Below are 22,033 nucleotides of genomic sequence, written 5' to 3'. Positions count from 1 at the left end.
CACTCCCGTCTGCCGCAGAGTAGAGCACCTGCGGCGCTTTTGGCGCTGTTCGAACGAGAACAGCACGGACATAACAACAAAAAACCGTCAAAGGGGCTTCACTAATGCGTAAACCAGACCTCGCCGCCGCAATTGCTGAAAAAGCAGATCTCACCAAAGAGCAGGCCAACCGCGTCCTCAACGCCGTTCTCGAAGAAATCACCGGCGCTCTGCACCGCAAGGACAGCGTGACGCTGGTGGGCTTCGGCACCTTCCTGCAACGCCACCGCGGCGCCCGCACCGGCAAAAACCCGCAAACCGGTGAGCCAGTCAAAATCAAGGCCAGCAATACTGTTGCGTTCAAGCCAGGCAAGTCGTTGAAGGACAGCGTTAATCCGTAATTGCGACGAACTCCTTGGGTGAACCGGGAGGGGCGTTGGAAAAAGGGCATGCCGATTAGATCGGGTGCCCTTTTTTTATGGGGCGCGGGTGAGTGGTGGTGGGCATGGCGGTCTGTGTTTCAGAGATCGAAAAAGCCCAAATAGTTGTGGGGCTTAAGATCAAAGGATCGCAGCCTTCGGCAGCTCCTACAGGGGGTTTTCGTTGGTGACTTGGTAGTCATTGGCGTCAAAAAGAGGGTCATCTTCCGCTAAAGTTACGCGATGGTGGCGTTCCTGGGTGAAGCCGCTACACTGCGCCGGCCGTTCATTTTTCTCTTGAGGCTGTGCGCATGAAATTTCGTTTTCTTCTGTGGATGCTGGGTTTGTTGATGGCCAAGGCCAGTAGGAAAAATCCTGCGTTCCAACAGCAGTTGGGGGACAAGGATCTGGTCTTTCAGCTGCAGACCCTGGACGGCAAAGTGGCCCGGCACTTTCGCGTGAAGGATCAGCGCATTACCAGCAAGTCCGGTGTGTACTCCGAGCCGGCGTTTGCGATTGCATTTAAAGACGCTGCCTATGGCTTCGCGACAATGCAGGCGAAGAACAAGCAATTGGCGTTCATGACGGGGATTCAGGACAAGTCGATCCAGATCAAGGGCAACCCGGCGCTGGTGATCTGGTTCCAGGGTTTGACCAAGTACCTGAAGCCGCGTAAAGCCAAAGCGAAGGTTTGAGACGTATTGATAGCTCGGCAGAGTAAAAACACTCCAGACCGGGTTGAGGCCATCGCGGGCAAGCCTTGCTCCCACAGGATTGGGATCACTTTTGTGGGTGCTCCCACAGGATTGAGATCACCCTCTGTGGGAGCAAAGCTTGCTCGCGATCGCTTTCAGGGCTGGCCGAATTGCGAAGCCAGTTCACGCAACAACACTTCCGCATCCAGCACTTTACTGGTCACATCATTGGCCTTCTCGCGGCTGAGGCCCAGACGTTCCAGCAGGGCGTCGGGGATTTCCTCGACCGGACCCGAGCCGATGCCGTGGCTGCGCAGCAGGCGCACGGCCAGGCACACCAGGTTCGGGTACTCCGCGTGGACGCCGTCGTAGCTTGGGTCATGCTGGAAGCGCAGGGCGGTGGCCAGTTCGTCGGGCATGTCCCAGTAGCGCATCAGCCAGGCGCCGATTTGCTCGCGGGTGATGCCCAGCAGGTGTTGCTCGATGTAGCTGTGGGACAGATGCGGGTTGACTTCCAGGTGGCGGCAGATCAGCGAGAAGTGCGGCGGGAATACGTGCGCCAGCAGCAGATAGCCGAAGTTGTGCAGCAGGCCGGCCAGGTAGGTGAGGCCGGCTTCCGGGCGCTGTGCGCGGGGCATGGCTCGGGTCAGGCCTTCGATGACGGCGGCGGTGTAGATCGACTGTTGCCAATAAGGTGTTGCTTGTTGCGGGTGATCCTTGGGCAGGCTCATGGTTTTGCCCAGGGCCAGGCCCAGCGCCAGGTTGATCACCAGGTCGAAACCCAGCACCCGCACTATCGCGTCTTCCACTGAACGAATCTTGCCCGGCGAGGCATAGTACGGCGACGCTGCCCAGCTGACGACTTGCGCGGCCAGGGCCGGGTCGGTCTCTACGACGCTGGTGATGTCGTCGATGGTGGCGTTGGGGTCGACCCGCAGCTTGATGATTTTTTGTGCCGTCGAAGCCAGCGGCGGGATCTCGATGGTGGCTTCCAGTCGTTGCTGAATGCGTCGCGCCGTGAAGGCCTGGACGGCCTGGGTGATTTCCTCGCGGTCGTCGTCGGGGCGGTCGAGGTTCGGACGGATGCTCGTTAGCGCCTCACCGAAGCGGGCGGCGCTGGCCTTGCTCAGCAGGGTCTTGAAATCGTCGCAGGCGATTTCCAGCAGCAAGCCCGGCACGCCCGAATTGATCAGCAACTTGGGTTCGCGCAGCAAGCTGTCTTCGTAAAGGCAGGGTGCCGCAGTGAGCGAAGGCAGGCCGGGCAACAGGCCCAGGTTGTGCTTACCGAGCAGGCGCTCCAGGCGCTCAGGCGAAACCGCAGTGAGGCGGCGGCCGGTGAGCTCGGCGAGGCGATTGAGGTCCAGCAGCTGGCTTTGCGGGAACAGCACCATGAGCGAGCCGACGGCATCGTCCAGCAGCACTGCCTGCACTTTGCGCGCAGCATTCAGGCCGTGGTGGTCGAGGACTTCATCAAAGGCTATGTCCAGCTTGCCCAGCAGCAGCCGAACTGCAGACGTAGCGTGCGGGGTTTCCGGAGCGAGGGCAGCGTCGATCATGGTTTGGATCCGTTCTCAAACAGTTGCAAGAGTATAACCATCATGTTTAACACGGTGGTCCGGAAACTGCGACGGTGCTCACACTTGGCCGTATTGCTGCCCATGACGCAACCAGCGATCCAGCAACGGGCTGACGTGATCCGGCCACCGCTCAAGCAGGGCCTGCGCCGCGTCGCGCACGGCGGGAAGCAGGTCGGCATCGCGCATCAAATCGGCGACCTTGAACTGCAGCAGGCCGGTCTGGCGGGTGCCGAGCATTTCGCCGGGGCCGCGTAGCTCAAGGTCTTTTTCGGCGATGACAAAGCCATCGTTGGTTTCGCGCATGATGCCCAGGCGCTGGCGGCCGATCTGCGACAGCGGCGGGTGATACAGCAGCACGCAGTGGCTGGCGGCGCTGCCCCGGCCGACTCGACCGCGCAACTGATGAAGTTGCGCGAGCCCCAGGCGCTCGGGGTTTTCAATGATCATCAGGCTGGCGTTCGGTACGTCTACGCCCACTTCAATTACCGTGGTCGCCACCAGCAACTGCAGGTTGCCGGCCTTGAATTCGGCCATGACTGCGGCTTTTTCCACAGGCTTCATGCGCCCGTGAATCAACCCGACCTTGAGCTCGCCGAGGGCGGCGGTGAGGTCTTCGTAAGTGGTTTCGGCGGCCTGGCAGGTCAACTCTTCCGATTCTTCGATCAGGGTGCAGACCCAGTAGGCCTGCCGGCCTTCGGCGCAGGCGCCACGAACCCGCTCGATCACTTCCACGCGCCGGGTGTCAGTGATCAACACAGTGTTTACCGGAGTGCGCCCGGGAGGCAGTTCGTCGAGGATCGATGTGTCGAGGTCGGCGTAGGCGCTCATGGCCAAGGTACGCGGAATCGGCGTGGCGGTCATGATCAGCTGGTGCGGGCACATGCGTCCCCCTACGCCTTTCTGTCGCAGTGCCAGGCGTTGCTGCACACCAAATCGATGCTGTTCGTCGATGATCACCAGCGCCAGGTTCTTGAACTGCACTTCGTCCTGGAACAGTGCGTGGGTGCCCACCACCATTGGGGTGCCGCTGGCGATCTGCTCCAGCGCAGCCACGCGATTTTTGCCCTTGAGCTTGCCGGCCAGCCACGCGACTTCGATGCCCAGCGGTTCGAGCCAGCGCTTGAAGGTGATGAAATGCTGCTCGGCGAGGATCTCGGTGGGGGCCATCAGCGCGACCTGATAGCCAGCTTCCAGTGCCTGCAAGGCGGCCAGGGCGGCGACTACGGTTTTGCCCGCGCCAACGTCACCCTGGATCAGTCGCAGCATGGGCTCGGGCTGGCTGAGGTCGTAGGCGATTTCATTGCCAACTCGTTGCTGGGCCCCGGTCGGCGCGAAGCCGAGATTGGCCAGGTACCTGGCCGGCAGCTTTGTCGCCTTGGGCATCGCCGGTGCGCGCAGCGAGCGCATGCTTTCGCGCAGGCGCTGCTGGGACAGTTGATGGGTCAGCAATTCTTCGAAGGCCAGCCGGTGCTGGGCCCAGTGATGCCCTAGCGCGAGTTCGTCGACATCGGCGTCAGCGGGCGGGTGATGCAGGTAGCGGATCGCGTCGGCCAGCGGGGCAAGTTGATAGTCCCGGGCCAGTTCGGTCGGCAGCCAGTCGGGCAGGCTGCTGGGTCCCAGGAGCGTCAGGGTCTGCATGCACAGTTGGCGCAAACGCTGCTGGGTCAGGCCTTCGGTGAGCGGGTAGACCGGGGTCAGGGTTTCATCGACCGGCGGCGGCTCGTCACCGGTGATGGCGCGATACTCCGGGTGGTAGATCTCCAGCCCCGAGGCACCAGGCCGCGCTTCGCCGTAACAGCGAATCCGTGTGCCACGCTTGAGACCTTCTTTCTGGGCGTTGCTGAAATGGTAGAAGCGCAGGCTGAGTCCACCCGTTCCATCCTGCAGCCGAACGACCAGGCTGCGGCGGCGGCCCATGACCACATCGGCACCGCTGACGGTACCTTCGATCACGGCGTCCTGGCCAGGGCGCAAGTGGCCGATCGGGACTACGCGAGTGCGGTCCTGATAACGCAATGGCAGGTGAAACAGCACGTCCTGGAGGTTCTCCAGGCCGACCTTGGCGAGCTTCTCGGCCATGGCTTCCCCAACGCCCTTGAGTGCCGTCACCGACACTTGCGACAACTCGGTCATGGCCGCGGCTTAGCCGGCAACGACCGGCGCTGGCGGCTTGGCGACCGAGCACAGGCGAATCGAGTCAGCGAGGATCTCAATCGCTTTGGGACGTGGAAAGCTGGCGCGCCAGGCGATGGCTACCGTGCGGAAAGGCACCGGTGGCGTCAGTGGGCGCACTTCGAGCACGCCGGGAGCGTAGTGGTGACTGTCCACGGCCGAGAGCGGCAGGATCGAAATGCCCAGGCCGGAGGCGACCATATGGCGGATGGTTTCCAGGGAGCTGGATTCGACGGTGGTGTGTTTGGCGCCGTCCTTGCCATTGGCCAGGGTCGGGCAGGCTTCCAGCACCTGGTCGCGGAAGCAGTGACCTTCGCCAAGCAGCAGCAGGCTCTTGTCGTTGAGCAGGGCGGCGTCGATGGATTCTTTTTGCGTCCATGGGTGCTGAGCCGGCATCAGGACGTAGAACGGCTCGTCGTAGAGCTGCAGGGTCAGCACGTCGGCTTCGTTGAACGGCAGGGCGATGATGATCGCGTCGAGCTCACCGTTGCGCAGTTTGTCTCGCAGGATGTGGGTGAAGTTTTCTTCGATGTACAACGGCATCTGCGGGGCGACCCGGTGCAGTTGTGGAATCAGGTGCGGAAACAGGTAAGGCCCGACGGTGTAGATGGCGCCGACTTTTAGTGGGGCCGTCAGCTGGTTCTTGCCGGCCTGGGCCAGTTCACGGATGCCTTGTGCCTGCTCCAGCACTTTCTGCGCCTGGGCGACAATGCCTTCGCCGACTGGCGTGAGGCGCACGGCACTTTTGCTGCGCTCGAAAATCAGCACACCGAGTTCGTCTTCAAGCTTTTTCACGCCCACCGACAAGGTCGGTTGACTGACGTGGCAACGCTCGGCGGCATGGCCGAAGTGCTGCTCTTGGGCGAGAGTAACGATGTAGCGTAATTCTGTGAGGGTCATAGCAGGCGTCCATGAAGTTGCGCGCCAAGCATACCGGCTGCAATCGATAGACGCACGTTATGTAGGAGCGAGCTTGCTCGCGAAAAACCTGAGGCCGCTGTGGCGTGTCAGTCTTCAAGCGTTATCGTTCGATTCCATCGCGAGCAAGCTCGCTCCTACAGGGTTTCAGGGTTGCTTAGCGGCGACCCTTTTCCAGCGAGTAGACGAAAGGTGCATAGAGTTCAATCGGGCCGTTTTTCACCATGTCCGCGGGTGGCTTGGGCAGCGGTTGGGCGCGGCGGATCATTTCCAGAGTAGCGCGATCCAGATCGGCATTGCCGGATGCACCCACCAGTTCGAATGACAACACGTTGCCTTCAGCATCTACCACGAACCGCAGGCGGTTAACGCCGGTCTTGCCCCTGGCCTGAGCGCTGGCCGGGTACTTTTTGTACTTGGCCAGGTGAGCGAGCAGGGTGTTTTGCCAGCTGGCCTTGGCCGCTTGCTGCGCCGGTGATGGTCCAGGTGCCGGTTGTGCGGATTTTTCCGTGGGTGCCTGGGTCGGTTGAGCGTCAGCCGGTTTTTCCTCGGAAGGCTTCTCCTTCGGCGGTTCCGGTTTCTTCTCCACAGGCTTTGGCGGTTGCGGCTTGGGCTTGGGTTTTACCGGCTTGGGTACGGTGATCTCGGCCTTAGGCGCTTCAGCCAGTTTCGGGATCGGCAGTTCTTCCACCGGTGCCGGTGGTTGTGGCGGCGTTATCACCTTCGGCGGGGCCGGTGGTGGCGGGGCCGGCACTGGCGCCAGCTCGACCATCATTGCCTGGGGCGGCAATGGGATCGGCTGGCGCGAGGTCCAGTTCAGTGCCAGCGCGATGGCCAGCGCGTGCACGCCCAGCACCACGGCCAGGCTCCCGCTGTAACGCGTCAGCTTATGGCGCGTCGTGATCATTTTTTGGCTGCCGTCTCAAGACCCACCAGGCCAACCTTCAGGTAACCGGCGGCGCGCAGGGCGTCCATCACGCTCATCAGGTCGCCGTAGTCCACGCCCTTGTCGGCCTGGAAGAAGATGGTCGTGTCTTTTTTGCCTTTGGTCCGGGCGTCCAGAGTGGCACCCAGTGCTTCGGCCTTCACTTCGTCTTCGCCCAGGAACAGGCGTTGATCAGCCTTCACGCTGAGGAACACCGGTTTTTCCGGCCTCGGTGCCGGTTTTGCGCTGGAGGCTGGCAGGTCGACCTTGATGTCCACGGTAGCCAGGGGAGCGGCCACCATGAAGATGATCAGCAGCACCAGCATCACGTCGATAAACGGCGTGACGTTGATTTCATGGTTCTCGGCCAGATCGTCGTCTGCGCCTTCTTTCAAATGCAAGCCCATGGCTGATTACCCTACTTTGACCACGTGGGGTTGCGCGGAGCGCTCGGTGGTCGGCAGGTGATCGAGGTCGCGGCTAACCAGCAGCAGGACTTCAGCCGAGGCATCCGAGACTTGTGCCTTGTAACCGGCGATGGAGCGGGCGAAGACGTTGTAGATCACGACCGCCGGAATCGCTGCCACCAGGCCCAATGCCGTGGCCAGCAGGGCTTCAGCGATGCCGGGTGCCACTACTGCAAGGTTGGTGGTCTGGGTTTTGGCGATGCCGATGAAGCTGTTCATGATGCCCCACACGGTGCCGAACAGGCCGACGAATGGCGCGGTGGAACCGATGGTGGCAAGCACGCCGGTGCCGCTGCTCATGTTGCGACCGCAGGCCGCGACCAGGCGCTCAAGGCGAAACGCGACGCGCTCCTTGATACCTTCTTTTTCGCGGCTGTTGACCGACAGGCGCATCTCTTCCAGGGCGTCATGCACCAGTACATTGGCGAGCGTGCCTGGCTTGGTCGCCGTGGCGCTGGCTTCCTTGAGTGTGGTGGCCTTTTTCAGGTGGGCGATTTCACTGCGCAGACGACGCTTGGCGCCCATCAGCTCGAAACCCTTGGCGATCCAGATGGTCCAGGTGATGATCGACGCGATGGCCAGGCCTATCATCACGATTTTCACGATGATGTCGGCGTTCTGGTACATGCCCCATGGCGACAGGTCGTGGGCCATGCCCAGGGTGTTGTCGGCTTCAAGTACTTCCGGAGCGTCTGCGGCGGTGGCGTCTACTGCCTGGGCCGGGTCGGTGACAACCGGTGTGGTGGCCGGGACAGCGGGGGCCGGCGCGGCGGCAGGTGCCTCGGCGGCTGCCGGGGTTGCAGGCGCCTGGGCGTCGGCGTAAGCAGCAGTCGGGACCAGCATTACGCTGAGCAACAGTGCAGCCATTGCGCTCCAGGCGCGAGGTCGTTTGGTTGGCGAAGCGGGAGATTGATTGCGTGTCATGCTGGCCGGACCTGAGAGAGAAAGACGGTAAATGTTCTTCCAGGCCTCGCGAGGCCGAGAACAAAAGTGGCGGGTATTATTGCAAGTAATTCTTGTTAACAAAAGTAATAGAGTATCTTTTTTTCCTGCATTACTAGCCGCTCGTCCTTTGCCGACGCTAGTCTGTGCCTTTGCCAGAGGAGTTTTCTGATGTCCGCGCCTTCTGTTTTGATTGCCGGTTGCGGCGATGTGGGTAGCCGCCTGGCCACGCAATTGCTGGCTCGCGGCTGGGAAGTTCATGGTCTGCGCCGGGATGTTTCGCGTTTGCCTGAGGGCGTGATTGGCGTGGCCGGTGACTTGTTTAACGAAGACTGCCCGGCGACCTGGCCGATCGGTGCGGTGGATTACCTGGTGTATTGCGCCGCGGCCACCGATCACGATGAGGCGGGCTATCGCGCTGCTTACGTGCAGGGTTTGCAGAATGTGCTGAGCTGGCTGGACGACTATGGGCAGGTGCCTGATCGACTGCTGTTCGTTTCCAGCAGCAGTGTTTATGGCCAGCAGGACGGGGACTGGGTCGACGAAACGTCACCCACTGTGGCTGGCGGTTTTTCCGGCCGGCTGATGCTGGAGGCGGAGCAAGTAGCGCTCCAGAGCGGCATTCCCGCGAGTGTCGTGCGCCTGACCGGTATTTATGGTCCGGGCCGTGAGTGGCTGCTGACTCAGGTTCGTCGCGGCTATCGCGTAGCGATCGACCCGCCGTTGTATGGCAACCGGATCCACGCCGACGATGCGGCGGGGTTGCTGGCGTTTCTGCTGGAACAGGATCAGCAGGGTATGGGCCTCGATGATATCTATATCGGTGTCGATGACTCACCGGCGCCGCTTGCCGAGGTGGTGGGCTGGTTGCGCGAGTATCTGGGTGTGACCGAATGGGCCGACGATGCGAGCGTGCGTCGGGCGGGGAGCAAGCGGTGCAGTAATGCGCGAGCGAAAGCTCTGGGCTGGGAGCCGAAGTACCCGAGTTATCGTGAGGGGTATGCGGCGATTCTTGAGGGTCGCTGCTGACTTTGTGGGAGCTGGCTTGCTGGCGAATGCGCTGGATCAGGCAATGGGTTCATTGGCTGGACGGACGCTATCGCCAGCAAGCCGGCTCCTGCAAGGTTTCGCGGTGTTACTGCTTTTCGAGCAACCACTTGCGCTCGCCCGGTGTGAACTGGGGCATCTCGTCTTCCCTGGCAGTGTTGGTGGCCTGGAAAATCTCCATTTCCTTGCCCTTGCGCGCAAAAATCCAGGTGTTGCCCTGGCCATTCTGTTGCAGCCACATGTTGTCGTTGCCGCCGCTCATCGACGCGCAATCACCCGCCAGGCAAAGGGCGTAGCGATCAGCGCCGGGCAGGCCGGCCACTTGGCCATCGGCCTGGAACTGCACGGTATTGCCTTCCCCTGGGCCACTGACGACTTGCCAGCTGCCACCCATGTAGGCGGTATACAGCGCACGCTCGAAACTGGCGCCCAGCGGTGCGCCTTCCGGCACGGGGATCACCGCGCGGTCAAAGACCTGCTCGGGTTCATTGTCGCTGGCGGCCTGGCTCAGTTGCTTGCCGTCACGCTTGAGCTCGCTGGCAGAGCTGCCATAAAAATCGACTTTCCAGGCGCCGGACTCTTCGCCGAGCAACTTGCCGTCGACGTTCTCAAAACCGTTGGTGTAGCGAGCCTGTGCGGCCCTGGTGTTAACGTCCCATTCCAGATTCGGGCCATAAGCCTGGAGCGCTTCACGTAATGGGCTGCCTTTGGCGGCTGCATCGATGGCCACCTGATTGATCCAGGTGCCGCTGATGTCACGATCGGCAGGGTTGCTGGCACATCCGCCCAGGAACAGGGCGACCAGCGAGAGGGCTAGCGCATGGCGCATGGTGGAATCCTTTCAGAACGCTATCTTTACGACATCAGCGGCGCAGCCTTGGGAGGCTGCGCCAGATGCATTACTCGATGACCAGAATGGCATCCATTTCAACCTGCGAACCCTTTGGCAGGGCGGCCACGCCAATGGCGGCGCGGGCAGGGTAAGGCTGCTCGAAGTACTTGCCCATGATCTCGTTGACCTTGGCAAAGTGGCTCAGGTCGGTCAGGAAGATGTTCAGCTTGACGATGTCCTTGAACGAACCGCCCGCTGCTTCAGCGACAGACTTCAGGTTCTCGAATACCTGGATGGTCTGGGCTTCGAAGCCTTCAACCAGTTCCATGGTTTTTGGGTCCAGCGGAATTTGACCCGACATGTAGACGGTGTTGCCAGCCTTGATCGCCTGGGAGTATGTACCGATGGCAGCCGGGGCCTTGTCGCTGGTGATAACAGTCTTGGTCATGAATGACTCCTTGTAATAGGTGGGCTTAGGCGCGCATGCGGGTGATGCGAATCACCCCGGTCAGTGCGCGCAGTTTCTTGATCACACGGGCCAGGTGCACGCGGTCGTGCACGCTGACCACCAGTTGGACCACGCTGATGCGACCATCGCGTTCGTCCATGCTGATTTTCTCGATATTGCCGTCGGCCGCGTTGACGCTGCTGGCCAGCAGCGCGATCAGGCCGCGCTGGTGTTCCAGCTCGACGCGCAGCTCGACGTTGAATTCCCCGGTGACATCCTTGGCCCACGAAAGCTGGATGCATTTTTCCGGGTTATGGCGGATTTCGCTGATGTTGCGGCAGTTGTCCAGGTGCACGACCATGCCTTTGCCCGCCGAAAGGTGACCGACAATCGGGTCGCCCGGGATCGGCGTGCAGCACTTGGCATAGCTGAGTACCAGGCCTTCGGTGCCGCGAATCGCCAGCGGGCCTTCCGGGCTTGGCAATTGCTCGCCTTCGCCTAGCAGGCGTCGGGCGACTACGTAAGCCATGCGATTGCCCAGGCCGATGTCTTCGAGCAGGTCTTCGATCAGTTCGAGACGGTACTCGGTGAGCATCGCCTTGACCCGTTCGGCCGGGACTTTTTCCAGCGAGCTGTCGAAGCCGTTGAGTACCTTGTTCAGCAGGCGTTCGCCCAGGCTGATGGATTCGGAGCGGCGTTGCAGTTTCAGCGCATGGCGGATGTGCGTTCGCGCCTTGCCGGTGACCACGAAATTGAGCCACGCCGGATTCGGCCGAGCGCCGGGAGCACTGACGATCTCGACCGTGGAGCCGCTTTGCAGCGGTTCGGACAGCGGTGCGAGACGACGATTGATCCGGCAGGCAATGCAGCTGTTACCCACGTCGGTGTGCACCGCGTAGGCGAAGTCGACCGCCGTGGAGCCTTTGGGCAACTCCATGATCCGGCCTTTGGGCGTGAACACGTAGACCTCGTCCGGGAACAGGTCGATCTTCACGCTCTCGATGAATTCCAGCGAGTTGCCGGCGCGTTGCTGCATCTCCAGCACGCCCTTGACCCACTGCCGCGCGCGGGCGTGAGTGCCTTTTGGCTGCTCGTCGCCGCTGGATTTGTACAGCCAATGGGCAGCGATGCCGTTGTTGGCCATCTCTTCCATTTCGCGGGTGCGGATCTGGATCTCGATTGGTACGCCATGCATGCCGAACAGCGTCGTGTGCAGCGACTGATAACCGTTGGCCTTGGGAATCGCGATGTAGTCCTTGAAGCGTCCAGGCAGCGGTTTGTACAAATTATGAACAGCACCCAGCACGCGGTAGCAGGTATCCACCTTGTCGACGATGATCCGGAACGCATACACGTCCATGATCTCGTTGAAGGCCCGACGCTTGCCGCGCATTTTCTTGTAGATGCCATAAAGGTGTTTCTGGCGGCCGCTGACTTCGCCCTGAATCTCGTCGATCGCCAGGCAATGGCTCAGCGACTCTTCGATCTTGTTGACGATTTCCTTGCGATTGCCCCGGGCGCGCTTGACCGCCTGGTAGATCCGCGCAGAACGCATCGGGTGCATGGCCTTGAAGCCGAGGTCTTCGAATTCTATGCGGATGGCGTGCATGCCCAGCCGATTGGCAATGGGTGCATAGATTTCCAGGGTTTCCTTGGCGATGCGCCGGCGTTTTTCGCCGGACAGCACTTCCAGCGTGCGCATGTTGTGCAGGCGGTCGGCCAGCTTGACCAGGATGACGCGGATGTCCCGAGCCATGGCCATGGCCATCTTCTGGAAGTTTTCCGCCTGGGCTTCAGCTTTGGTCTCGAAGTTCATCTGGGTCAGTTTGCTGACCCCATCGACCAGTTCGGCCACGGTTTCGCCGAACTGCGCTTGCAGCGCTTCCTTGGCAATACCGGTGTCTTCGATCACGTCATGCAGCATGGCCGCCATCAGGCTCTGATGGTCCATATGCATGTCGGCAAGAATATTCGCCACCGCGAGGGGGTGCGTGACGTACGCCTCGCCACTGCGTCGGCGTTGGCCGTCGTGGGCTTGTTCGGCGTAGAAATACGCTCGGCGGACCAGGTTGACCTGGTCCTTGCCGAGATAGGTCGATAAGCGATCGGCGAGGGCGTCTATGCTCGGCATGATGACTCCTGCCGTTCGCTGTGACCCTGCGCCGTGCTACGTCGACCAGGCATAGGCTTAGACGGCCTCGTTGGACTCGTCCTCGAACGCTGCGAACAGCGGTTCGTCTTCGACGATTTCAGCGTTGGCAATGAACTCGTAGCTCATCAGGCCTTCCGCGATTTCACGCAGGGCTACAACGGTAGGCTTGTCGTTTTCCCACTGGACCAGAGGCTCTTTGCCGCCGGTGGCCAGTTGACGGGCACGCTTGGTGGACAGCATGACCAGCTCAAAGCGGTTTTCCACGTGGTTCAGGCAGTCTTCAACGGTTACGCGGGCCATGGTATTCCTCGGAGCGAATGCAATATGCGCGCTGCCCGGTTGGGCGAGCGGACTCAACAGTTTAAAAAATCACCAGCGTTTAGGGAAGCGCTGATTTTTTGACCAAGCTCTTCAACGCGCTGCAAGTGCCAATGTAAAGCCCCCGCAGCGGTTTTGGGAAGAGCTGTTTAGCCGAGCAATTCGGCCAAAAGTTTTCCATTGCGCTGCTGCTGCCGCTTCTGATGCAGCTGGTTGGCACGGAAAATCGCTTTCAAATCGTCCAGCGCATGGGCGAAATTGTCGTTAATGATGAGGTAGTCATATTCCACGTAGTGGCTCATCTCGCTGACGGCTTCACGCATCCGCCCATCAATGATCTCGTCACTGTCCTGGCCGCGATTGGTCAGGCGCTGGTGCAAGGCCTCCAGGGAGGGCGGCAGGATGAAGATCGAGCGCGCCTGGGGCATCAACTTGCGCACTTGTTCGGCGCCTTGCCAGTCGATCTCCAGAATCAGGTCGTGACCTGCGTCCAGGGTTTGCTGCAGATGGCTCTGCGAGGTGCCATAGAGATTGCCGAACACTTCGGCGCGCTCCAGGAAGTCACCATGTTCACCCATCTTCACGAATGCTTCGCGCGATACGAAGTGATAGTTCACGCCGTCCACTTCACCCGGGCGCATGGCGCGGGTGGTGTGGGAGACGGAGACGCGGATATCCTGGTCGGCGTCGGTGAGGGCCTTGACCAGGCTGCTCTTGCCCGCGCCCGAAGGGGCGGAAATGATATACAGGGTGCCGGTGCTGTGGGTCATGTCAGGGGTAGCCTTACTCAATATTCTGCACTTGTTCGCGCATCTGCTCGATCAACACTTTGAGGTTGACCGCAGCCTGCGTGCTGCGCGGGTCGAAGGCCTTGGAGCCTAATGTGTTGGCCTCGCGGTTGAGTTCCTGCATCAGGAAGTCCAGGCGCCGACCGGCCGCGCCAGCGGATTTGAGCACCCGGCGAACTTCGATGATGTGAGTGCTCAAGCGGTCCAGTTCTTCGGCCACGTCGCTCTTTTGAGCGAGCATGACCATTTCCTGCTCCAGGCGCTGAGGGTCCATCTCGGCTTTCATGTCGGCGAAGCGATCGAGGACTTTCTGGCGCTGGGTGGCGAGCATCTGCGGGACCAGTTCGCGCAGGGTCACGACGTCGCCTTCAATTGCGCTCAGGCGTTCGTTGATCAAGCGTGCCAATTCCGCGCCTTCGCGCTCACGGCCAGCCTTGAGTTCCTTGAGGCCTTCGTTGAACAGCGCCAGTGCCTCGGCGTTCAACGCTTGCGGGTCGTTCGCGTTGCCCACCAGCACGCCGGGCCAGGCCAGCACTTCCAGCGGGTTCAGCGCCGCCGGATTCTTGATCAGGCCGGCGATGGTCTCGGCGGCGGCAACCAGTTGGGCGGCGCGCTCGCGATCCACTTGCAGGGGTTTATCGGTGTTTTCTTCGGTGAAGCGCAGGGTGCACTCCAGCTTGCCCCGGGACAGGCCCTGTCGCAGCGACTCGCGGACCGCGCCTTCGAGGTCGCGGAACGACTCCGGCAGGCGCAGATGCGGTTCCAGGTAGCGGCTGTTGACCGAGCGCAGCTCCCAGCTCAGGGTACCCTGGGTGCCGGCTTTTTCGACGCGGGCGAAAGCGGTCATGCTGTGCACCATGGAGGTACCTCGCAATGCAGATCCCAGCGTTACCCAGGACCCGCTATCTATGAATTTAAGCCGACAGGCAGCAAAGGCGCAGGATTGTAGCGCAGTGGGGCGTATGCGCCCAAACACACCGCGTGACAAAGAGCTGCAGGCCGTCGGTAAAGCACTGTTCTAAGCTTGAGTCAGTGCCTCAATCGTCGGGCGGATTTTTTAGAAGTGCCCACGCCCGGCGCACGGCTCTATAATGCTCGGCAGTTTTCCGTCCCCAGTACAGGTATTCCCTATGAAACGTCCAAGTGGTCGCGCTGCCGATCAGCTCCGCTCGATCCGCATTACCCGCAACTACACCAAACACGCCGAGGGTTCTGTGCTGGTCGAGTTTGGTGATACCAAGGTCATCTGCACGGTCAGCGTCGAAAACGGCGTGCCGCGCTTCCTCAAGGGTCAGGGCCAAGGCTGGCTGACCGCCGAATACGGCATGCTGCCACGGGCCACTGGCGAACGTAACCAGCGTGAAGCGAGCCGCGGCAAACAAGGCGGTCGCACCCTGGAGATCCAGCGTCTGATCGGTCGCTCGCTGCGCGCTTCGCTGGACATGTCCAAGCTGGGCGACGTGACCCTGTACGTCGATTGCGACGTCATCCAGGCCGACGGTGGCACTCGCACCGCCTCCATCACCGGCGCTATGGTCGCGCTGGTCGATGCCCTGAAAGTCATCAAGAAACGCGGCGGCCTCAAGGGTGGCGACCCGCTCAAGCAGATGATCGCTGCCGTTTCGGTTGGCATGTACCAGGGCGAGCCTGTGCTCGACCTCGACTACCTGGAAGACTCGGCTGCCGAGACCGACCTGAACGTGGTAATGACCAGCACCGGTGGCTTCATCGAGGTGCAGGGCACTGCTGAAGGCGCGCCATTCCAGCCAGAAGAGTTGAACGCTATGCTGGAACTGGCGAAGAAAGGCATGACCGAAATTTTCGAACTGCAGAAAGCTGCACTGGCCGACTGATCGGACCCGTTCCCAGCAAGGAGGACGTCATGAGTGACGAACAACAGCTGCTTCCCGTCCCGAGCAAGGAAGTTCGGCAATGGGCGATGTTTTGTCACCTGTCCGCCCTGCTGGGGATATGGATTCCATTTGGCACGCTCATCGGCCCGCTGATTCTTTGGCAGGTGAAGCGTGAAATGGACCCGTTCGTCGATGCGCAGGGCAAGGAGGCGCTGAACTTCCAGATCACCGTCGCCATTGCATCGGCTATCTGTTTCCTGTTGATGGTGGTGATTGTCGGGTTCTTCCTGTTGGGGCTGGTGGCAATCGGTGCCTTGGTGCTGACGATCATTGCTGGCGTCAAAGCCAATGAAGGGCTGCCTTATCGGTATCCGTTTACCTGGCGCTTGATCAAATAACGATCAACACAGCTCCCGCATTGAAAATCATTGCGCACAAAAAAGCCGACATCGCTGTCGGCTTTTTTGTGTCTGCGAAACGACGCCTAGATAGTCAGCGTCCAGTCGTAGTCCACGATCAGCGGTGCGTGCTGCGAGAACCGTGGCTGACGCGGCAGGCGTGCGCTGCGTACGAAGCGGCGTAGGCCCGGGGTCAACAGTTGGTAGTCGAAACGCCAGCCGAGGTTGAGCATTTCAGCTTGTTCGTTGTCCGGCCACCAGCTGTACTGGTCGCCTTCGCGGCTGACTTCGCGCAGGGCGTCGACATAACCCATGTTACCGACAATCTCGTCCATCCAGGCACGCTCAGGCGCCAGGAAGCCCGGGGATTGCTGGCTGTCGCGCCAGTTCTTGATATCCAGCTTTTGTTGCGCCACGTACAGCGAGCCACAATAAATGTACTCGCGACGTTTGCGCCGCTGTTTATCCAGATAACGGGCGAAATCGTCCATTAGCTTGAACTTCTGGTTCAAGTCTTCATCGCCGTTCTGCCCCGAAGGGAGCAGCAAGGTCGCGATGCTGACCTTGTCGAAATCGGCTTGCAGGTAGCGCCCGTAGCGGTCGGCTGTCTCGAAACCGAGACCGCTGATGACTGCCTTCGGCTGCAACCGCGAATACAAAGCCACGCCACCCTGGGCGGGAACTTCGGCTTCGCAGGCATAAAGGAAGTAGCCATCCAGTTGGAAGGCTGGATCGTCCAGTTCAAAGGCGGAGGCGCGGGTGTCCTGCAGGCAGATGACGTCGGCATTCTGTGCTTGCAGCCAACTGAGCAACCCTCGCTCCACTGCAGCCTGAATACCATTGACGTTCACACTGATGATCCGCATAAATGGCCCCAAAAATCGCGTGCGTGTATGATACACGGCGTCAACCTAATTAGCTAAATCCGTGGTATTTGGGGTTTTTTTCATGCAAGCGTATCAGCGCGATTTCATTCGTTTTGCCATCGATCGCGGCGTTTTGCGCTTCGGCGAGTTCACCCTGAAGTCCGGGCGCACCAGTCCTTACTTCTTCAATGCCGGCCTGTTCAATTCGGGTTCGGCCCTGGCGCAGCTGGGTCGTTTCTATGCAGCGGCCATCATCGAGAGCGGCATTTCGTTCGACGTGCTGTTCGGTCCGGCCTACAAGGGCATCCCTTTGGCGGCCACGACTGCCGTGGCCCTGGCCGAGCACCATGACCGTGACCTGCCATGGTGCTTTAACCGCAAGGAAGCCAAGGCTCACGGCGAAGGCGGTAGCCTGGTCGGCGCGCCATTGACGGGCGAAGTGCTGATCATCGACGACGTGATCACCGCAGGCACCGCGATCCGCGAAGTGATGCAGATCATCGCTTCCCAGGACGGTGCCAAGGCGGCCGGCGTATTGATTGCGCTGAACCGTCAGGAGCGGGGCAATGGTGAGTTGTCAGCGATTCAGGAAGTTGAGCGTGACTTCGGTATTGCGGTGATCAGCATCGTTTCGCTGAACCAGGTGCTGGAGTTTTTGGCGGACGACCCGCAGCTCAAGCAGCATTTGCCAGCCGTTGAAGCGTACCGCGCCCAATTCGGCGTATAGCGCAGTTCCTACAGAGGGTTCGACAAATTCCAGCAGGGATTGCAGGCAAAAAAAGACCCCGCTCAGCCAGGCCGAGCGGGGTCTTTTTGTGTGTGCTATCGCTTACGGACGCTTGCGATTACTGATCAGAGTGCCCACGCCAGTATCGGTGAAGATCTCCAGCAGGATGGCATTCGGCACCCGGCCGTCGATGATCAGCGAACTGCCGACCCCGCCCTGGACTGCTTCCAGCGCACAGCGAATCTTCGGCAGCATGCCACCGTAGATCGTGCCGTCCGCGATCAGCTCGTCGACCTGTTGGGTTGTCAGGCCGGTGAGGACCGTGCCCGATTTATCCATCAGGCCCGCGATGTTGGTCAGCAGCATCAGCTTCTCGGCCTTCAGCGCTTCGGCCACCTTGCCGGCCACCAGGTCAGCGTTGATGTTGTAAGACTCGCCGTTGGCACCGACGCCGATAGGGGCGATCACCGGGATGAAATCGCCTTTGACCAGCAGGTTCAGCAAGTCGGTGTTAATCCCGACGACTTCGCCTACCTGGCCGATATCGATGATTTCCGGTTGGGTCATTTCCGGCGTCTGGCGGGTGACGGTGAGTTTCTTCGCACGAATCAGCTCGGCGTCTTTACCGGTCAGGCCGATAGCGCTGCCGCCATGACGGTTGATCAGATTGACGATGTCCTTGTTGACCTGCCCGCCGAGGACCATCTCCACTACGTCCATGGTTTGCGCGTCGGTCACGCGCATGCCATCGATGAAGTGGCTCTCGATCGACAGACGCTTGAGCAGATCGCCGATTTGCGGGCCGCCGCCATGCACGACCACCGGGTTGATACCTACGGCTTTCATCAGCACGATGTCGCGGGCGAAGCCGGTTTTCAGCTCCTCGCTCTCCATCGCGTTGCCGCCGTATTTGATCACCAGCGTCTTGCCGACATAGCGGCGGATGTAAGGCAGCGCTTCGGACAGGACCTTGGCGGTATTGGCGGCGGCTTCGCGTTCGAGGGTCATTCAGGGCTCCGGCACTTCGATAAATGGCGCTTCAATAAATCAAAACGGTAGTTGGAGATCAGGTGCAACACGCTTCAGTTGGACTTTGAATACGTCCTTGATGCGCTGCAGTTCAGCCTCGTCATCGGCCTCGAAGCGCAGCACCAGCACCGGTGTGGTATTGGATGCGCGCACCAGGCCCCAGCCTTTGGCGTAGTCGACTCGCACGCCGTCGATGGTGGTCAGGTCGGCGCCTTCACCCCACTTCGCGTCGTGCAATGCATCAATGATGCTGAATTTGCTCTCTTCGGTCACATGGATATTGATTTCAGGCGTGGAAATATCGTTCGGGAAGGTCTCGAACAGCTCTTGCGCCGTGGATTTTTCCTTGCTGAGGATCTCCAGCAGACGCGCGGCGCTGTAGATGCCGTCGTCAAAGCCGAACCAGCGCTCCTTGAAGAAGATGTGCCCGCTCATTTCACCGGCCAACAGGGCACCGGTTTGTTTCATTTTCTTTTTGATCAACGAATGACCGGTCTTCCACATTAACGGACGACCGCCATATTCCTTGATCAGCGGCGTCAGGCGACGGGTGCATTTGACGTCGAAGATGATCTCGGCGTCCGGGTTGCGCTCCAGCACGTCGCGGGCAAACAGCATCAGCAGGCGGTCCGGATAGACGATGCTGCCGGTGTTGGTCACTACGCCGACGCGGTCGCCATCGCCATCGAAAGCCAGGCCCAGGTCGGCGTTGGTTTCCTTGACCTTGGCGATCAGGTCTACGAGGTTTTCAGGCTTGCCCGGGTCCGGGTGGTGGTTCGGGAAATTGCCGTCTACTTCGCAGAACAGCGGGATCACTTCGCAGTTCAACGCTTCGATCAGTTGCGGGGCGATCACGCCAGCGGCGCCATTACCGCAGTCCACAACAACTTTCAGACGGCGGGCCAGCTTGATGTCCCGGACGATTTCGGTGTTGTAGCGATCGAGAATTTCGACCTGGGTGATGCTGCCTTTGCCGCTGGTCAGATTGTTGGTCTTGAGGCGGTCATGCAGGGCCTGGATTTGCTCGTTGGCCAGGGTATCGCCGGCGATGACGATCTTGAAGCCGTTGTAGTTCGACGGGTTATGGCTACCCGTCAGCATTACCCCGGATTTGCCAGCCAGTACGTTGGCTGCGTAGTACAGCGCAGGCGTCGGTACCAGGCCTACGTCGCTGACGTGGCAGCCGCTGTCAGCCAGGCCCTTGATCAATTGTTCGACCAACTCCGGGCCCGACAGGCGCCCATCACGGCCGACCGAAACATTGGGCTCGTTTTGCGCCAGGCTCTGGGCTCCGATGGCGCGACCGAGCCAATAAGCGGTCTCAGCGTTGAGAAATTCCGGGACAGTGCCGCGAATGTCGTAGGCGCGGAAAATGCTGTCGGGGAATTTCGGTGCGACTTGGGCTGGGGTGCTCATCTGTAGGAATGCTCCATCTCGAAAGTGGCTGGACTGGCCTGCGAAATATTCGTTGGCCGGTTCAAACTGAAGGGTATGACGGCGTTTTCCACAGAGAGTTCGTGGTGCGAAAAGGCCATGCCAGCGATTTCAGTGAGCTTTTGGCCGTCCATTGCCTTGGTTTTCTGAGCGATCTGTTGCGCCGATACTGGCGTCAGAACGCTGTACCGTAGGAGCTACCGCAGGCTGCGTGGTCCTTGAGATCAAGAGATCGCAGCCTGGGGCAGCTCCTACGGGGATGTGGCGTCATTCGATCAACGGGTACCGGTATGGCCAAATCCGCCAGCGCCGCGTTCGGTTTCCACGAATTCTTCAACCATTTCGAAGTGCGCCTGAACCACGGGCACCAGAACCAACTGGGCCAGGCGTTCGCCGACCACCATGTTGAAATCGGTCTGGCCGCGGTTCCAGCAGGACACCATTAGGGGGCCCTGGTAGTCGGAGTCGATCAGACCGACCAGATTGCCGAGCACGATGCCGTGCTTATGGCCCAGGCCGGAGCGCGGCAGAATCAGTGCCGCGAGGCCCGGATCGCCGATATAGACGGACAGGCCAGTAGGGATCAGGAGGGTTTCGCCCGGCTTGATGACGGTGTCCTGTTCCAGCATGGCGCGCAGGTCCAGGCCGGCGGAGCCTGGTGTGGCGTACTGCGGCAGCGGAAATTCGGTACCGATGCGGGGGTCGAGGATCTTGGCTTGCAAAGCGTGCATGTAAATTAAACCTGGTTCAGACGTTCGGCGATAAAAGTGATCAGCTGACGAGCAATCTTGCTCTTGCTGGTCTGGGCGAAAAGTGTGGCGTGGAGCTCGCGATCGATCACGCTGCAGGCGTTTTCTTCGCTGTTGAAACCGATGCTCGGGTTCGCAACGTCGTTGGCGACGATCAAATCGAGGTTCTTGTCCTTGAGTTTGCGCGCTGCGTAATCGAGCAGGTGTTCGGTCTCGGCGGCGAAACCGACACTGAAAGGTCGATCGGGGCGGGTGGCAATCGAGGCCAGAATGTCTGGGTTGCGCACCATTTGTAGTAACAAACCGTCGCCGCTCGTAGGATCTTTTTTAAGTTTTTGTGGTGCGACGACCTCGGGTCGGTAGTCCGCTACTGCTGCCGAGGCGATGAACAGGTCGCAGGGGATCGCCGCTTCACAGGCCGCGAGCATGTCGCGGGCGCTGACCACATCGATTCGGGTCACGCGATCGGGGGTTGGCAGGTGCACCGGGCCGGTGATCAGGGTCACCCGAGCCCCCGCTTCGACGGCCGCTTCAGCCAGTGCAAAGCCCATTTTGCCCGAGCTGTGGTTGGTGATGTAGCGCACCGGGTCGATGTTTTCCTGAGTCGGGCCAGCGGTAATCAGCACGTGCTTGCCGGTCAATGCCTGGCGCTGGAAGCAGTCCGCCGCGCACTGTACGAGGTCGTTGGCTTCGAGCATCCGCCCCATGCCGACGTCGCCACAGGCCTGGCTGCCCGAGGCGGGGCCGAAGACTTTCAGGTCGCGGCTTTCCAGAAGTCGCAGGTTGCTCTGGGTCGCAGGGTCACGCCACATGGCCTGGTTCATGGCCGGGGCAACGGCCACCACAGCGTCGGTGGCCAGCACCAGTGTGGTCAGCAAATCATCGGCAATGCCCTGGGCCAGGCGCGCGATCAGGTCCGCCGTGGCGGGGGCGATCAGCACCAGGTCGGCCCATTTGGCCAGTTCGATGTGGCCCATCGCCGCTTCGGCTGAGGGGTCCAGCAGATCCAGGTGCACCGGATGGCCGGACAGGGCCTGCATGGTCAACGGTGTGATGAACTCACTGCCACCACGGGTCATGACCACGCGCACTTCGGCGCCCTGGTCGATCAGTCGGCGAACCAGTTCGGCGCTCTTGTAGGCAGCGATGCCGCCGCCGACGCCCAGAACAATGCGTTTCCGATACAGCCGCTGCATAGGTCAGCCTTTCAATTCGTTGGTGACTGCATGGCGAAACCCCCTCCCCAGGGATGAATTCGCCCGCAAAAAAGATGGGCTAAGATATCACAGCGACCGCTA

General features: G+C 60.6%; 22 protein-coding genes and 1 pseudogene. 6 read left to right on the top strand and 17 right to left on the bottom strand.

Annotated elements, in window-relative coordinates:
* Positions 1 to 104 precede the first annotated feature (104 nt).
* Together AAEZ09_RS12060 and AAEZ09_RS12055 are read left to right on the top strand one after the other, a co-directional pair.
* The gene (locus AAEZ09_RS12060) at positions 105 to 380 is read left to right on the top strand and encodes an HU family DNA-binding protein (RefSeq protein ID WP_003195589.1); all 276 of its coding nucleotides are present in this window, start codon (positions 105 to 107) and stop codon (positions 378 to 380) included.
* A 329-nt stretch (positions 381 to 709) separates the two neighbouring features.
* Positions 710 to 1,093, top strand: a complete 384-nt coding sequence (locus AAEZ09_RS12055; RefSeq protein ID WP_045057817.1) for a hypothetical protein — start codon at positions 710 to 712, stop codon at positions 1,091 to 1,093.
* Between the two features lie 155 nt (positions 1,094 to 1,248).
* On the opposite strand, the gene AAEZ09_RS12050 is transcribed toward AAEZ09_RS12055, so the two are convergent.
* The 6 genes from AAEZ09_RS12050 to exbB all read right to left on the bottom strand — a co-directional run bounded on the left by AAEZ09_RS12050 (position 1,249) and on the right by exbB (position 8,076).
* Entirely contained in the window at positions 1,249 to 2,649 is a 1,401-nt protein-coding gene (locus AAEZ09_RS12050; protein ID WP_350599581.1) for an aminoacyl-tRNA deacylase and HDOD domain-containing protein, read from the bottom strand.
* Between the two features lie 78 nt (positions 2,650 to 2,727).
* On the bottom strand, positions 2,728 to 4,803 hold the full coding sequence (recG, locus tag AAEZ09_RS12045; protein ID WP_045057819.1) for an ATP-dependent DNA helicase RecG: 2,076 nt from the start codon (positions 4,801 to 4,803) through the stop codon (positions 2,728 to 2,730).
* Between the two features lie 9 nt (positions 4,804 to 4,812).
* On the bottom strand, positions 4,813 to 5,742 hold the full coding sequence (locus AAEZ09_RS12040; RefSeq protein ID WP_045057820.1) for a hydrogen peroxide-inducible genes activator: 930 nt from the start codon (positions 5,740 to 5,742) through the stop codon (positions 4,813 to 4,815).
* Positions 5,743 to 5,917: 175 nt separating this feature from the next.
* Positions 5,918 to 6,667 (bottom strand): energy transducer TonB family protein, encoded by a 750-nt coding sequence (locus AAEZ09_RS12035; protein WP_045057821.1) that lies wholly within the window; start codon positions 6,665 to 6,667, stop codon positions 5,918 to 5,920.
* Positions 6,664 to 7,092, bottom strand: a complete 429-nt coding sequence (gene exbD, locus AAEZ09_RS12030; protein ID WP_045057822.1) for a TonB system transport protein ExbD — start codon at positions 7,090 to 7,092, stop codon at positions 6,664 to 6,666. Before exbD ends, AAEZ09_RS12035 begins: the two co-directional genes overlap by 4 nt.
* Before the next feature lie 6 nt (positions 7,093 to 7,098).
* On the bottom strand, positions 7,099 to 8,076 hold the full coding sequence (gene exbB, locus AAEZ09_RS12025) for a tonB-system energizer ExbB (protein ID WP_205891740.1): 978 nt from the start codon (positions 8,074 to 8,076) through the stop codon (positions 7,099 to 7,101).
* A 189-nt stretch (positions 8,077 to 8,265) separates the two neighbouring features.
* Between exbB and AAEZ09_RS12020 the strand changes: the two genes are divergently transcribed.
* Positions 8,266 to 9,123, top strand: coding sequence for an SDR family oxidoreductase (locus AAEZ09_RS12020; protein WP_350599579.1), 858 nt, complete (start codon positions 8,266 to 8,268; stop codon positions 9,121 to 9,123).
* Between the two features lie 106 nt (positions 9,124 to 9,229).
* Here AAEZ09_RS12020 and AAEZ09_RS12015 read toward each other — a convergent pair whose 3' ends face one another.
* The 6 genes from AAEZ09_RS12015 to AAEZ09_RS11990 all read right to left on the bottom strand — a co-directional run bounded on the left by AAEZ09_RS12015 (position 9,230) and on the right by AAEZ09_RS11990 (position 14,538).
* Positions 9,230 to 9,970 (bottom strand): putative periplasmic lipoprotein, encoded by a 741-nt coding sequence (locus AAEZ09_RS12015; RefSeq protein ID WP_045059197.1) that lies wholly within the window; start codon positions 9,968 to 9,970, stop codon positions 9,230 to 9,232.
* Positions 9,971 to 10,040: 70 nt separating this feature from the next.
* On the bottom strand, positions 10,041 to 10,421 hold the full coding sequence (gene ridA, locus AAEZ09_RS12010) for a deaminase RidA (protein ID WP_003437778.1): 381 nt from the start codon (positions 10,419 to 10,421) through the stop codon (positions 10,041 to 10,043).
* Positions 10,422 to 10,446: 25 nt separating this feature from the next.
* Positions 10,447 to 12,552, bottom strand: coding sequence for a bifunctional GTP diphosphokinase/guanosine-3',5'-bis pyrophosphate 3'-pyrophosphohydrolase (gene spoT, locus AAEZ09_RS12005; RefSeq protein ID WP_045059196.1), 2,106 nt, complete (start codon positions 12,550 to 12,552; stop codon positions 10,447 to 10,449).
* A gap of 57 nt (positions 12,553 to 12,609) precedes the next feature.
* On the bottom strand, positions 12,610 to 12,873 hold the full coding sequence (rpoZ, locus tag AAEZ09_RS12000) for a DNA-directed RNA polymerase subunit omega (RefSeq protein WP_007894670.1): 264 nt from the start codon (positions 12,871 to 12,873) through the stop codon (positions 12,610 to 12,612).
* A 167-nt stretch (positions 12,874 to 13,040) separates the two neighbouring features.
* The gene (gene gmk / locus AAEZ09_RS11995) at positions 13,041 to 13,661 is read right to left on the bottom strand and encodes a guanylate kinase (RefSeq protein ID WP_350599577.1); all 621 of its coding nucleotides are present in this window, start codon (positions 13,659 to 13,661) and stop codon (positions 13,041 to 13,043) included.
* Between the two features lie 13 nt (positions 13,662 to 13,674).
* On the bottom strand, positions 13,675 to 14,538 hold the full coding sequence (locus AAEZ09_RS11990; RefSeq protein ID WP_350599576.1) for a YicC/YloC family endoribonuclease: 864 nt from the start codon (positions 14,536 to 14,538) through the stop codon (positions 13,675 to 13,677).
* A gap of 271 nt (positions 14,539 to 14,809) precedes the next feature.
* Between AAEZ09_RS11990 and rph the strand changes: the two genes are divergently transcribed.
* Both rph and AAEZ09_RS11980 read left to right on the top strand, forming a co-directional pair.
* Positions 14,810 to 15,532: a ribonuclease PH gene (rph, locus tag AAEZ09_RS11985; RefSeq protein WP_010465211.1), complete on the top strand. Its 723-nt coding sequence runs from the start codon at positions 14,810 to 14,812 to the stop codon at positions 15,530 to 15,532.
* 29 nt (positions 15,533 to 15,561) lie between these two features.
* Positions 15,562 to 15,930 (top strand): DUF4870 domain-containing protein, encoded by a 369-nt coding sequence (locus AAEZ09_RS11980; protein ID WP_350599574.1) that lies wholly within the window; start codon positions 15,562 to 15,564, stop codon positions 15,928 to 15,930.
* 86 nt (positions 15,931 to 16,016) lie between these two features.
* Here AAEZ09_RS11980 and crc read toward each other — a convergent pair whose 3' ends face one another.
* Complete coding sequence (crc, locus tag AAEZ09_RS11975; protein ID WP_007934608.1) at positions 16,017 to 16,796, bottom strand: catabolite repression control protein Crc; 780 nt, start codon at positions 16,794 to 16,796, stop codon at positions 16,017 to 16,019.
* 82 nt (positions 16,797 to 16,878) lie between these two features.
* On the opposite strand from crc, the gene pyrE reads away from it, so the two are divergent.
* Positions 16,879 to 17,523: an orotate phosphoribosyltransferase gene (gene pyrE, locus AAEZ09_RS11970; RefSeq protein WP_045059192.1), complete on the top strand. Its 645-nt coding sequence runs from the start codon at positions 16,879 to 16,881 to the stop codon at positions 17,521 to 17,523.
* Positions 17,524 to 17,625: 102 nt separating this feature from the next.
* On the opposite strand, the gene argB is transcribed toward pyrE, so the two are convergent.
* The 4 genes and pseudogenes from argB to coaBC all read right to left on the bottom strand — a co-directional run bounded on the left by argB (position 17,626) and on the right by coaBC (position 21,931).
* Entirely contained in the window at positions 17,626 to 18,531 is a 906-nt protein-coding gene (gene argB, locus AAEZ09_RS11965) for an acetylglutamate kinase (RefSeq protein WP_045059191.1), read from the bottom strand.
* A 39-nt stretch (positions 18,532 to 18,570) separates the two neighbouring features.
* A pseudogene (locus AAEZ09_RS11960) lies at positions 18,571 to 19,947 on the bottom strand (phosphomannomutase/phosphoglucomutase); the annotation flags it as partial.
* 314 nt (positions 19,948 to 20,261) lie between these two features.
* On the bottom strand, positions 20,262 to 20,717 hold the full coding sequence (gene dut, locus AAEZ09_RS11955; RefSeq protein WP_045059189.1) for a dUTP diphosphatase: 456 nt from the start codon (positions 20,715 to 20,717) through the stop codon (positions 20,262 to 20,264).
* 5 nt (positions 20,718 to 20,722) lie between these two features.
* Positions 20,723 to 21,931: a bifunctional phosphopantothenoylcysteine decarboxylase/phosphopantothenate--cysteine ligase CoaBC gene (gene coaBC / locus AAEZ09_RS11950; RefSeq protein WP_350599572.1), complete on the bottom strand. Its 1,209-nt coding sequence runs from the start codon at positions 21,929 to 21,931 to the stop codon at positions 20,723 to 20,725.
* Positions 21,932 to 22,033 lie beyond the last annotated feature (102 nt).

It is taken from the genome of Pseudomonas sp. 65/3-MNA-CIBAN-0223 (genome assembly GCF_040310425.1).
Lineage (GTDB): Bacteria > Pseudomonadota > Gammaproteobacteria > Pseudomonadales > Pseudomonadaceae > Aquipseudomonas > Aquipseudomonas gregormendelii.
The sequence above is the reverse complement of the archived record's forward strand: the minus strand, read 5'-3'. Positions and strand labels throughout refer to the sequence as shown.